At 72.7% G+C, this 12284-nt stretch carries 13 protein-coding genes; 10 read left to right on the forward strand and 3 right to left on the reverse strand.

The window, feature by feature from the left end; all coding sequences use genetic code 11:
• Nucleotides 1–82 precede the first annotated feature (82 nt).
• From RM425_RS02220 to RM425_RS02245, 6 genes are all read left to right on the forward strand, one after another.
• Complete coding sequence (locus tag RM425_RS02220) at nt 83–961, forward strand: DUF559 domain-containing protein (protein WP_311343551.1); 879 nt, start codon at nt 83–85, stop codon at nt 959–961.
• Between the two features lie 128 nt (nt 962–1089).
• Entirely contained in the window at nt 1090–1329 is a 240-nt protein-coding gene (gene purS, locus RM425_RS02225) for a phosphoribosylformylglycinamidine synthase subunit PurS (RefSeq protein WP_311343552.1), read from the forward strand.
• Nucleotides 1330–1336: 7 nt separating this feature from the next.
• Nucleotides 1337–2008 carry a phosphoribosylformylglycinamidine synthase subunit PurQ gene (purQ, locus tag RM425_RS02230; protein ID WP_311343553.1) on the forward strand — a complete coding sequence of 224 codons (672 nt, stop codon included), beginning with the start codon at nt 1337–1339 and terminating at the stop codon, nt 2006–2008.
• A complete protein-coding gene (purL, locus tag RM425_RS02235) occupies nt 2005–4374 on the forward strand; it encodes a phosphoribosylformylglycinamidine synthase subunit PurL (protein ID WP_311343554.1) in 2370 nt (789 codons plus the stop codon). Before purQ ends, purL begins: the two co-directional genes overlap by 4 nt.
• Nucleotides 4374–4763: a sterol carrier family protein gene (locus RM425_RS02240; protein WP_311343555.1), complete on the forward strand. Its 390-nt coding sequence runs from the start codon at nt 4374–4376 to the stop codon at nt 4761–4763. The genes purL and RM425_RS02240 overlap by 1 nt, the downstream gene beginning before the upstream one ends.
• 57 nt (nt 4764–4820) lie before the next feature.
• Nucleotides 4821–5588: a thioesterase family protein gene (locus RM425_RS02245; protein ID WP_311343556.1), complete on the forward strand. Its 768-nt coding sequence runs from the start codon at nt 4821–4823 to the stop codon at nt 5586–5588.
• Nucleotides 5589–5643: 55 nt separating this feature from the next.
• Here RM425_RS02245 and RM425_RS02250 read toward each other — a convergent pair whose 3' ends face one another.
• Nucleotides 5644–5805, reverse strand: a complete 162-nt coding sequence (locus tag RM425_RS02250; protein WP_311343557.1) for an MFS transporter small subunit — start codon at nt 5803–5805, stop codon at nt 5644–5646.
• Nucleotides 5802–7217, reverse strand: a complete 1416-nt coding sequence (locus RM425_RS02255; RefSeq protein ID WP_311343558.1) for an OFA family MFS transporter — start codon at nt 7215–7217, stop codon at nt 5802–5804. The genes RM425_RS02250 and RM425_RS02255 overlap by 4 nt, the downstream gene beginning before the upstream one ends.
• Before the next feature lie 203 nt (nt 7218–7420).
• On the opposite strand from RM425_RS02255, the gene RM425_RS02260 reads away from it, so the two are divergent.
• The 4 genes from RM425_RS02260 (at nt 7421) to purM (ending at nt 11839) form a co-directional block, all read left to right on the forward strand.
• A complete protein-coding gene (locus tag RM425_RS02260) occupies nt 7421–8512 on the forward strand; it encodes an S-(hydroxymethyl)mycothiol dehydrogenase (RefSeq protein ID WP_311343559.1) in 1092 nt (363 codons plus the stop codon).
• Entirely contained in the window at nt 8509–9147 is a 639-nt protein-coding gene (locus RM425_RS02265) for an MBL fold metallo-hydrolase (protein ID WP_311343560.1), read from the forward strand. Before RM425_RS02260 ends, RM425_RS02265 begins: the two co-directional genes overlap by 4 nt.
• Nucleotides 9148–9245: 98 nt before the next feature.
• Nucleotides 9246–10784, forward strand: coding sequence for an amidophosphoribosyltransferase (gene purF, locus RM425_RS02270; RefSeq protein WP_311343561.1), 1539 nt, complete (start codon nt 9246–9248; stop codon nt 10782–10784).
• Entirely contained in the window at nt 10781–11839 is a 1059-nt protein-coding gene (gene purM, locus RM425_RS02275; RefSeq protein ID WP_311343562.1) for a phosphoribosylformylglycinamidine cyclo-ligase, read from the forward strand. Before purF ends, purM begins: the two co-directional genes overlap by 4 nt.
• 99 nt (nt 11840–11938) lie before the next feature.
• On the opposite strand, the gene RM425_RS02280 is transcribed toward purM, so the two are convergent.
• The gene (locus RM425_RS02280; RefSeq protein ID WP_311343563.1) at nt 11939–12166 is read right to left on the reverse strand and encodes a DUF3073 domain-containing protein; all 228 of its coding nucleotides are present in this window, start codon (nt 12164–12166) and stop codon (nt 11939–11941) included.
• Between the last annotated feature and the right edge of the window lie 118 nt (nt 12167–12284).

Here is a 12284-nt window from a genome sequence, read left to right on the forward strand (position 1 = left end):
TTGATCACCACCACTTCGTCGCACTCGATGCGCCTGTGGACGGCCGGAGCGGCGAGGCGGTGGAAACCGGCACGCTGCGCCGGTGCCGACGCCTTCCGTGCCGTCTCGTGTCCGCCACCCGACCGACCGGCGGACAGCCCTGGCGGAGGGGATCACCGGCTGGCAGCTCCGGCACCGTGAGGTCGCCCGGACGTCGCGCGACACGTACCTGCCGCAGGCCTCCGCGGACGTGCTGCGCCATCGCATCGATGCGGTTCTCCTGGGCGCGCCGCCCGGCGCGGTGCTCAGTCACCTGACGGCTGCGGCTCTGTGGCGGCTCGAGGTGCCGCTGATGGACGACGACCGGCGGGTGCACCTCACCGTGCCCCCCGATCGTCGCGTGCGGTCGCGCGCGGACCGCCTGGTCCACGTGGCGTCGGTTCCACCCCCCGAGACGCGTCGCGTCGCAGGTCTGCTGGTCACCTCCCCGAGCCGGACCTGGATCGATCTGGCTCCGCTGCTGCCTCCGGGCGCTCTACTCGCGGTCACCGACCAGATGCTGTCGCGGCGCTTCCCGGCCGACGAGTTCCCGGTCGTCGTCGCGCGGTCGCACGGACGCCGAGGGGTCGCACGCGCTCGGGCAGTGATGGCCATCGGGGACCCGCTGTCCGGCTCGCCGATGGAGTCGGTCCTCCGGTGGCTGATCCACGAGGCAGGCCTGCCCCGGCCGGTCCTGCAGCACGTCGTCCGCCACGACGGTCGCTTTCTCGGTCAGGTGGACATGGCCTGGCCCGACCGCCGGGTGCTCGTGGAGTTCGACGGCAACGTCCACCGCGACCGCAAGGTCTTCGTCGACGACATCCGCCGGCAGAACGGCCTGGTCCTGGCGGGCTGGACGGTGCTCCGGTTCACCTCCGCCGACGTCCTCGGGCGCCCTCGTCAGGTGGTCGCCGCGATCGGCGCCGCTCTGGGATTCAGCTGACTAGCCGAATGCGACGAAGTGGTGGCCATCAAGGCCTGATCGCCACCACTTCGTCGCATTCGGCAGCGGGAGGTCGGCGAGATGAGGGTCACCGGGGGGTGTGCGGCGGTCCCGGTACCCTCGTCGGCGTGTCCCGGGTGATCGTCGACGTGGTCCTCAAGCCGGAGATCTCCGACCCCCAGGGGCAGGCGGTCCTCGGCGCGCTCGGCCGACTGGGCCACGACAGCGTGCGCAGCGTCCGCCAGGGCAAGCACTTCGTGCTCGAGGTCGACGGCACCCCTGACGAGGCCGAGCTGAGGCAGATCGCCGAGACGCTGCTGGCCAACCCGGTCATCGAGGACGTCGAACTGCACCTCTCCAAGGACTGAGCGAACCGTGCGCATCGGTGTCATCACCTTCCCGGGCTCCCTGGACGACGTCGACGCCGCACGCGCGGTGCGTCTCGCCGGCGGTGAGCCCGTCTCGCTGTGGCACGGGGACCACGACCTCAAGGACGTCGACGCCGTCGTCCTCCCCGGTGGCTTCTCCTACGGCGACTACCTGCGGGCCGGGGCCATCGCCGCCCGCTCGCCCCTGATGCAGGACGTCGTGGCGGGCGCGAAGCAGGGCCTCCCCGTGCTGGGCATCTGCAACGGCTTCCAGGTGCTCTGCGAGGCCGGCCTGCTCCCCGGTGCGCTGACGCGCAACAGCCACCTGCACTTCCGCAACCGCGACCAGGTGCTGAGCGTCGAGCGCGCGGACACCGCGTGGACCGGGGACTACGAGCAGGGCCAGCAGATCCTCATCCCGGTCAAGAACGGCGAGGGCCGCTACGTGGGCTCCGACGCCGACCTCGACCGGCTGGAGGGCGAGAACCGGGTGGTGTTCCGCTACGTCGGGGGCAACCCGAACGGCAGCTCCCGCGACATCGCCGGCGTGACCAGCGAGAACGGTCGCGTCGTCGGCCTCATGCCGCACCCCGAGCACGCGATCGAGGACCTCACCGGCCCGAGCACCGACGGGCTCGGCTTCTTCACCAGCATCCTGAAGGCGGTTGTCAGCGCGTGAGCGAGGACGTGACGGCGGGACAGGCCAGCGCCACCGCAGGGCTCTCCGATCTCGACACCGGCCCCGGCAGGCTCGCCGACCGCCTCGACACCGTCGAGCTCGCGACGAGCACCGCGGACGACGAGCAGCCCTGGGCCGAGCTCGGCCTCAAGGCCGACGAGTACGCCCGCATCAAGGAGATCCTCGGCCGCCGCCCCACCACGGCCGAGCTCGCCATGTACAGCGTCATGTGGAGCGAGCACTGCTCCTACAAGAGCTCCAAGGTGCACCTGCGCCAGTTCGGCGACCTGCCGAAGAGCGACGCCCTGCTGGTCGGCATCGGTGAGAACGCCGGCGTCGTCGACGTCGGCGAGGGCTACGCGGTCACCTTCAAGGTCGAGAGCCACAACCACCCCAGCTACGTCGAGCCCTACCAGGGCGCGGCCACCGGTGTGGGCGGCATCGTCCGCGACATCCTCACCATGGGCGCCCGCCCGATCGCGGTCATGGACAGCCTCCGCTTCGGCCGCGCCGACGCACCCGACACCGCCCGCGTGCTGCCCGGCGTCGTCGCCGGCGTCGGCGGCTACGGCAACTGCCTGGGGCTGCCCAACATCGGCGGCGAGCTGCTCTTCGACGAGTGCTACGCCGGCAACCCGCTGGTCAACGCCCTGTGCGTGGGCGTCATGAAGCACGAGGACGTGCACCTGGCCAAGGCCGAGGGCGCCGGCAACAAGGTCATCCTGTTCGGCGCCCGCACCGGCGGCGACGGCATCGGCGGTGTCAGCGTGCTGGCCAGCGAGACCTTCGACGCAGAGGGCCCCGCCAAGCGTCCGGCCGTCCAGGTCGGCGACCCGTTCACCGAGAAGCTGCTCATCGAGGCCTGCCTCGAGCTCTTCGCGCAGGACCTGGTCACCGGGATCCAGGACCTCGGCGGCGCGGGCCTGTCCTGCGCCACCAGCGAGCTGGCCAGCGCCGGCACCGGCGGCATGCACGTCGACCTCGACACCGTCCCGCTGCGCGACAGCACGCTGACGCCCGCCGAGATCCTGATGAGCGAGTCGCAGGAGCGCATGTGCGCCATCGTCGAGCCGGGCAAGGTCGAGCAGTTCCTCGCCGTCTGCCGGAAGTGGGACGTCCGCGCCGCCGTCATCGGTGAGGTCACCGACGGCGACCGGCTGACCGTCGACTGGCACGGCGAGCGCATCGTCGACGTCCCGCCGCGCACCGTCGCCCACGAGGGCCCGGTCTACGAGCGGCCGATGGCCCGCCCGGCCGACCTCGACGCGCTGCAGGCCGACGACCCCGCCCGGCTGCCCCGGCCCACCACGGCGGCCGAGCTGCAGGCGCACTGGCTGGCCGTCGTCAGCAGCCCGGACGGCGCGGACAAGAGCTGGGTCACCGAGCAGTACGACCGCTACGTGCGCGGCAACACGGTGCTCGCCCAGCCCGAGGACGCCGGCGTCGTCCGCATCGACGAGCAGTCGCACCGCGGCATCGCGCTGTCGCTGGACGGCAACGCCCGCTTCGCCCGCCTCGACCCCTACGCCGGCGCGCAGCTGAACCTGGCCGAGGCCTACCGCAACGTCGCGGCCACCGGCGCGAAGCCGCTGGCGGTCACCAACTGCCTGAACTTCGGCTCGCCGGAGAACCCCGAGGTCATGTGGCAGTTCGCCGAGGCCGTCCGCGGCCTGGCCGACGGCTGCCGTGCGCTGGGCCTGCCGGTCACCGGCGGCAACGTGAGCCTCTACAACCAGACCGGCGACGTCGCCATCAACCCGACGCCGGTCATCGGCGTGCTGGGCGTGCACGAGGACGTGCGCACCCGCGTGCCCGCCGGCTGGCGGACGGCGGGGGAGACGGTCCTGCTGTTCGGCGAGACCCGGGCCGAGTTCGGCGGCTCCGCCTGGGCGAGCGTCGTGCACGGCCACCTCGGCGGCCGTCCCCCGGCACTGGACCTGGCGGCCGAGCGCGCCCTCGCCGACCTGCTCGGCGCACTCGGCGGGGAGGGGCTGGTCAGCTCCGCCCACGACCTGGCCGACGGCGGGCTGGCGCAGGCCCTCACCGAGTCCGCGCTGCGCTACGGCACCGGCGCCCGGCTCGCCCTGGACGACGACGTCTTCACCGCGCTGTTCAGCGAGTCCACGGCGCGGGTCGTCGTCACCACGTCCGACCCCGGCGGCGTGAAGCGCGCCGCGGAGTGGGCCGGCGTCCCGGTCACCGAGCTGGGGACGACGGGCGGCGACGCGCTCGTGCTGGACGGGCTGCTGGACCTGCCGCTGGCCGAGCTGCGAGCCGCGTGGAGCGCCACGCTCCCCGCCCTGTTCGGCGGGCCGGAGCACGGCACTCCGTCCACCGTCCCGGCGGGCACCGTCCCGACCAGCTGATGGCCGGCACCGCCCCCATCCCGGCCGAGGAGCTGCGGGCCGCCCTCGAGCCGGTGCGCGCGTGGCTCGACGGCGAGGCCGAGCGTCCGCCGCGGGCCGTCGTCGGCATCGCGGTGAAGACGAGCACCCGCTGGCTGGCCCAGCAGATGCCCGGCCGGTCGGTGGAGCTGCGGGTGCCGCCGCACGTCGCCGTCCAGTGCATCGAGGGGCCCCGGCACACCCGCGGTACGCCGCCCAACGTGATCGAGACCGACGCGGCCACCTGGCTGCGCCTGGCCAGCGGCCGGCTCGGGTGGGCCGACGCCGTCGCCGAGGGGAAGGTCGTCGCCAGCGGCAACCGCGCCGACCTGTCGCACCTGCTGCCGCTCCGGCCGCTGAGCCGCCCCTGACGGCCGTCGGGCATGCTCGACCTGCGGGCGGACCGGCCGCCCTCGCACGGAGGTGTCATGCAGGCGTCGTTCATGCCCGACGGGGACCTGCTGGTGCCGACGCCGACAGCAGCGAGCCCGTGGTCGGACGAGATGGTCAACGGCCACCACATCGGCGGTCTGGTGGCGTGGGGCGCGCAGCGCGACGAGCCGGACCCCGAGCTGCAGCTGGCCCGCATGACCGTCGACATGGTGCGCGCCGTGCCCATGCGGCCGCTGCGCGTCGAGACGCGCCCCGGCCGCGAGGGGCGCCGGCTCCGGGTGCTGGACGTCGCCGTCCTCGACGGGGACGTCGAGGTCATCCGGGGATCGGTCCTGCTGCTGCGCCGCTCCGAGCACCCGGACGCCGAGCCGTGGGCGCCCGAGCCGTGGGACGTCCCGCCGCCCGAGCAGATCGAGGGCACGGCCGGGGGGCCGATGCCGTGGGAGATCCGCAGGATCACGCCGTGGGGCGACGGCGGTCCGGGCAAGGTGTGGATGCGGGAGACGGCCGAGTTCGTCGCCGGGCAGCCGCTCACGCCGATGCTGCGCGCCGCGCTGATGGCCGACTTCACCAACCCGCTGGCCAACTCCGGCACGGGCGGGCTGGCGTTCATCAACGTCGACGTGACGATGTACCTGACGCGGGACCCGCGCGGTGAGTGGATCGGGATGGAGAGCGCCGGCCACCTCGGCGCCGACGGCATCGGGTTCGGCACCACCTGGATGTACGACCGGGAGGGCCGGATCGGCCACTGCGTCGCCGCCGCGCTGCCCGATCCGCGGATCAAGGCCCGCCACCGGTAGCGCGACGCCCCCGCCCGCGACGTCGCGGGCGGGGGCGCCGGGGTGCTGCGGGCCGTCAGCCGAAGAGCGCGCTGGCGGCCTTCACGGTGTTGTAGAGCCCGTACACGAGCGGCACGCCCACGAGCGCCCAGGCGAAGGCGATGAGCCCCACGGGGGTGTGGGTGGTGGGCTGCTCGTTCCCGGTCGGGTCGTTCCGTGTCGAGGCGGGGGTGCTCATCGGACCGTGCTCCGTTCGGGTGCGGCTGCGGCGGTGGGGACGTCGGTGGGCTTGGGCTCCCACCACTTGTCGGCGACCGGCTTGATCAGCAGGTTGGCCACGAAACCGACGGCCAGCAGGCCGACCATGATGAACAGCGCCGGCCGGTAGTCGCCGGCGACCAGCTCACCCGGGGTCCCGCGGGCGTCCAGGACGCCGTTGATGATCAGCGGACCGGCGATGCCGGCAGCCGCCCAGGCGGTCAGCAGCCGGCCGTGGATGGCACCCACCTGGTAGGTGCCGAACAGGTCGCGCAGGTAGGCCGGGACCGTCGCGAACCCGCCGCCGTAGAAGCTGATGATGATCGCGGCGGTCAGGACGAAGATCCAGGTGGCCGTGCTGCCGAGGGTGGCCAGGATGACGTACAGGATCATCCCGACACCCAGGTAGACCATGTAGATCGGCTTGCGCCCGATGTAGTCCGAGGTCGAGGACCACACGAACCGGCCCGCCATGTTGAACAGCGAGAGCAGGCCGACGAACCCGGCGGCCGTGGCGGCGAGGACCGTGGAGGTCGCACCGGTGCGGAAGAAGTCCTGGATCATCGGCGCGGCCTGCTCGAGGATGCCGATGCCGGCGGTCACGTTGCAGAAGAGCACCGTCCACAGCAGCCAGAACTGCGGCGTCCGGATCGCGTTGTTGGCGGACACGTTCTCCGTGGTCACCAGCGACTTCGACTTGACCGTGGCCGGGTCGAAGCCGTGTGGCCGCCAGTTCGGGGCGGGGACCCGGATGATGAACGCGCCGAACATCATGAAGACCAGGTAGATCAGGCCCAGGGTCAGGAACAGCCCGGCGACGCTCGCCCCGTCGGGCACGGTGCCGGCCGTCCCGTCGTAGCTCGGGTCGTACCAGTTCATCAGCTGGCGGGACAGCGGCGAGGCGATGAGGGCGCCGCCGCCGAAGCCCATGATCGCCATGCCGGTGGCCAGGCCCGGGCGGTCGGGGAACCACTTGATCAGGGTGGAGACCGGCGAGATGTAGCCGATGCCCAGGCCGATGCCGCCCAGGACGCCGTAGCCCAGGTACAGCAGCCACAGCTGATCGGTGTAGATGCCCAGGGCGCCGACGAGGAAGCCGGACACCCAGAAGACGGCGGAGGTGAACATCGCGGCTCGGGGGCCGTTCGTGTCCACCCACGTGCCGAACACCGCGGCCGACAGGCCGAGCATCACGATGGCGATCGAGAAGATGATCCCGATCTGGGTGAGGCTCGCGTCGAAGTGCTCCACGAGCGCGGTCTTGTAGACGCTGGTCGCGTACGCCTGGCCGATGGACAGGTGGACGGCGAGCGCGGCCGGCGGGATCAGCCACCGGTTGAAGCCTGGCCGGGCGATGATGCGCTCTCGGGACAGGAAGGCGGGAACGGCCACGGACACGACCTCCGGGACGGGACGCGGCGCGGCCGGTCGGACGCGCCTCGGTCGTGCACGGTGGTGCGTGTCACAACCGGAGAGAACGTACGACGCCTGCAGGGTGCTCGCGCGCTCAATCGGCGACCGTGACGAACGCGTGACCGCGGACCCGTGCGCGGGACCGCCGGGTCGGCCCGCGCCTCCCCGCCTAGGCTCGGGGCATGGCCTACGAGGTGGAGGGCGTCGTCGCCCGTAGCAAGGGTGCCCCGGTGACGATCGAGACGATCCTGGTGCCCGACCCCGGGCCGGGCGAGGCGGTCGTCGACATCGCGGCGTGCGGCGTATGCCACACCGACCTGCACTACCGCGAGGGCGGCATCAACGACGACTACCCGTTCCTGCTGGGTCACGAGGCCGCCGGCACCGTCGCCGCCGTCGGCGAGGGCGTCACCGACGTCGCGGTCGGTGACTACGTGGTCCTCAACTGGCGGGCCGTCTGCGGGCAGTGCCGCGCCTGCCTCAAGGGCGAGCCGAAGTACTGCTTCGACACCCACAACGCCGCGCAGAAGATGACGCTGGCCGACGGCACCGAGCTCTCCCCGGCCCTCGGCATCGGGGCCTTCGCCGAGAAGACGCTGGTGCACTCCGGCCAGTGCACCAAGGTCGACCCGGCCGCGCCGCCGGCGTCCGCGGGTCTGCTCGGCTGCGGCGTCATGGCCGGCGTGGGCGCCGCCATCAACACCGGCGCGGTCCAGCGCGGCGAGAGCGTCGCGGTCTTCGGCTGCGGCGGCGTCGGCGACGCCGCGATCGCCGGGGCGAAGCTGGCCGGCGCGACGACGATCATCGCCGTCGACATCTCCGACACCAAGCTCGAGTGGGCGAAGAAGTTCGGCGCCACGCACACGGTGAACTCGACGGACACGGACGCCGTCGAGGCGATCAAGGCGCTGACCGGCGGGTTCGGCGTGGACGTGGCCATCGACGCCGTCGGGCACCCGAAGGTGTTCGAGCAGGCCTTCTACGCCCGCGACCTGGCCGGGCGCGTGGTCATGGTCGGTGTCCCGACGCCGGACATGGAGATCACGCTGCCGGCCATCGAGATCTTCGGCGGGGGCGGGTCGATCAAGTCCTCCTGGTACGGCGACTCCCTGCCCAGCCGCGACTTCCCGATGCTGATCGACCTGTACCTGCAGGGTCGGTTCGACCTCGACGCGTTCGTCTCCGAGACGATCGGGCTCGGGGACGTCGAGGAGGCCTTCGAGAAGATGCACAAGGGTGAGGTCCTGCGCTCCGTGGTGGTGTTCGACAAGTGAGCACCGCACGGATCGACAAGGTCGTCGTCCCCGGCGTCTTCTCCCTGGACGGGCAGGACTTCGAGGTCGAGAACAACGTCTGGCTCGTCGGGAACGACGACGAGGTGCTCGTGATCGACGCGCCGCACGACGCCGCCCCGATCGTCGAGGCGGTCGGCGGACGGACGGTCACCGCGATCGTGCTCACGCACGGGCACAACGACCACATCACCGCAGCGCCCGCGCTGCGCGAGGCCACCGGCGCCCCGATCTGGTTCCACCCCGCCGACCGGATGCTCTGGGACATGACGTTCGAGGGTGGCGGCGGGGATGCGGGCAGAGCTGCGGCGCCGGACCAGGACCTGGTCGCCGGCACGCGGTTCGCCGTCGCCGGGACCACGCTCACCGCCCTGCACACCCCGGGGCACTCGCCGGGCAGCACGTGCCTGCACGCCGCGGACCTGGCCACCGTGTTCACCGGGGACACGCTGTTCTGCGGCGGTCCGGGCGCCACCGGCCGCTCGTTCAGCGACCACCCGACGATCGTGAACTCGATCCGCGCCCAGCTGTTCAGCCTGCACGGCGACACGGTCGTGAGGACCGGGCACGGCGACGACACGACGATCGACGCGGAACTGCGGAACGTCGCCGGCTGACCCGCGACACGGCGATGAGCTGCGCCGACACGCAGCGGAGTGACGGGGACCACCGCGCGCGGTCTGGGCAGCACGTCCCGCGCCGGTACTCTCTGGGGGTGCCTCGCGGTGATGGACGGCTCACGCACGACCTCGACCCCCAATCCCCCGGACCTCAGGACGCCTGTGGCGTCTTCGGCGTCTGGGCCCCGGGCGAAGAGGTCGCGAAGCTGACCTATTTCGGTCTGTACGCCCTCCAGCACCGCGGTCAGGAGGCGGCCGGGATCGCGGTGTCCGACGGCACGTCCGTGGTCGTCTACAAGGACCTCGGGCTGGTCAGCCAGGTCTTCGACGAGGCGACGCTGGGCAGCCTGCGCGGCCACCAGGCCGTCGGCCACACCCGCTACTCCACGACCGGCGCCTCCACCTGGGAGAACGCACAGCCGACGTTCCGCACCACCGAGGCCGGCACCGGCCTGGCGCTGTGCCACAACGGGAACCTGGTCAACACCGCAGAGCTGGCCGTCAAGGCCGCCGACGCGGGCGTGCCGGGCGCGTTCGTGGCGACGAACGACTCCGACCTGATCACCGCACTCATCGCCGCCCGCCCCGACCTCTCGGTCGAGGCCGCCGCGATGGAGGTGCTGCCGCAGCTGCGCGGCGCGTTCAGCCTCACCTTCATGGACGAGGACACCCTCTACGCCGCCCGCGACCCGCAGGGCGTCCGCCCGCTCGTGCTCGGCCGACTGGAGCGCGGCTGGGTCGTGGCCAGCGAGACCGCGGCGCTGGACATCGTCGGCGCCTCCGTGGTGCGCGAGGTCGAGCCCGGTGAGCTCATCGCCATCGACGAGAACGGGCTGCGCAGCCAGCACTTCGCGCCGGCCCAGCCCAAGGGCTGCGTCTTCGAGTACGTGTACCTGGCCCGGCCGGACACCACGATCTCCGGCCGCGGCGTGCACGCGGCCCGGGTGGAGATCGGCCGGCGGCTGGCGAAGGAGCACCCTGTCGAGGCCGACCTGGTCATCCCGGTGCCGGAGTCCGGCACCCCGGCGGCAGTCGGCTACGCCCAGGCCTCGGGCATCCCCTACGGCCTGGGCCTGGTCAAGAACTCCTACGTCGGGCGCACGTTCATCCAGCCCAGCCAGACCATCCGGCAGCTGGGCATCCGGCTCAAGCTCAACCCGCTGCGCGACGTCATCCGCGGCAAGCGGCTGGTCGTCGTCGACGACTCGATCGTCCGCGGCAACACCCAGCGGGCCCTCGTCCGGATGCTGCGCGAGGCGGGCGCCGTCGAGGTGCACGTCCGCATCGCCTCGCCGCCGGTGAAGTGGCCCTGCTTCTACGGCATCGACTTCGCCAGCCCGGCGGAGCTGGTCGCCAACGGCCTGGACATCGACGGCGTGCGCGCCTCGGTCAACGCCGACTCGCTGGGCTACGTCTCCGAGCAAGGGCTGATCGCCGCGACCGAGCAGCCGGCCAACCGGCTCTGCACCGCCTGCTTCACCGGGGAGTACCCGATCCCGCTGGAGCAGCCCGAGGTGCTCGGCAAGCACGTGCTCGAGGGCATCGAGAGCCGCGCGCTGACCGGGTGGACCGGTCAGCAGGCCGGCAGCGCCACGGTCCCCGGCGGCGCCGAGGACGCCCTCCTCCGCCCGTGACCGGCGCCGAGTTCACCTACGCCGCGTCCGGCGTCGACATCGACGCCGGCGAGCGCGCGGTCACGCTGATGAAGTCGGCGGTCGAGCGCACCAACCGCCCCGAGGTGGTCGGTGGCCTGGGCGGCTTCGCCGGGCTGTTCGCGCTGGACACCGCGAAGTACCGCAGGCCCCTGCTGGCGTCGTCCACCGACGGGGTCGGCACGAAGATCGCCCTCGCGCGGCAGCTGGACCGGCACGACACCGTCGGCATCGACCTGGTCGCCATGGTCGTCGACGACCTGGTGGCCTGTGGCGCCGAGCCGCTGTTCCTGCAGGACTACGTGGCCTGCGGCAAGGTCGTCCCCGAGCGGATCGCGGCGATCGTCACCGGCATCGCGGCCGGGTGCACGCTGGCCGGTGCCGCCCTGGTGGGCGGGGAGACGGCCGAGCACGGCGACCTGATGGACGCCGACGAGTACGACCTCGCCGCCACCGCCGTCGGCGTGGTGGAGGCCGACGCCGTCCTGGGCCCGGAGCGGGTCCGCGCCGGGGACGCCGTCGTCGCGATGGCGTCGTCCGGGTTGCACTCCAACGGCTACTCCCTGGTGCGGCGCGTCGTCGCCGCGGCGGGGCTGGACCTGCACGCCACCCCGGCCGGCCTGCAGAGGCCGCTCGGCGAGGAGCTGCTCGAGCCCACGCGCATCTACGCCCTGCAGTGCCTGGCGCTGGTCGAGCGGCACGGCGTGGACGCCGTGCACGCCTTCGCGCACATCACCGGCGGTGGGCTGGCCGGCAACACGGCACGCGTGGTGCCCGACGGTCTCCAGGCGGTGCTGGACCGGGGCACGTGGGCCCTCCCGCCGGCGGTGCACCTGCTCGAGGAGCACGGGGTGCCGCGCGCGGAGTCCGAGCGCGCCTTCAACTGCGGCGTCGGCATGGTGGCCGCCGTCGCACCGCAGATCGCCGACGACGTGGTCGCGCAGCTCACCGCGGCGGGCGTGCCCGCCTGGGTCGCGGGCAGCGTCGAGCCGCGCTCGGGGAACGACGCGGCACGGCTGGTCGGCTCCTACCGCTGAGCGTCGGGCGCCACCCGCTACCGGGGCCCTGACCGCACGAAGCACCGCCTCGCCCGGAGGCGAGGCGGTGCTGTCGAGCCGGACGGGGAACCGGCCGCGTCAGCGGCTGGCGGCCCAGTCGTCGCCGGAGTCGTCGTCCGCCCAGCGATCGGCGTACTCGTCGTCTTCCTCGTCCTCGTCGTCGTCCGTGGCCGCGCTGGGCGCGGTGTAGGTCGACGACGAACCGGCCAGCTCCCGCTGCAGCGCGGTCAGGTCGGTGTTGGGTGAGCTGTACTTGAGCTCACGGGCCACGCGTGTCTGCTTGGCCTTCGCTCGGCCGCGCCCCATCGGCTCGACCCCCTCGCTACGGAGTGCGGGCGTCCGGCCCCGTGGGCGTGACGGCCCGCGTGGCGACCCCGGCTGAGTGACTATGTCTCGGACAACATTACGACACGGATCCCGGGCG

This window comes from Blastococcus goldschmidtiae (assembly GCF_031845325.1).
In the GTDB taxonomy this organism is placed as follows: Bacteria; Actinomycetota; Actinomycetes; order Mycobacteriales; family Geodermatophilaceae; genus Blastococcus; species Blastococcus goldschmidtiae.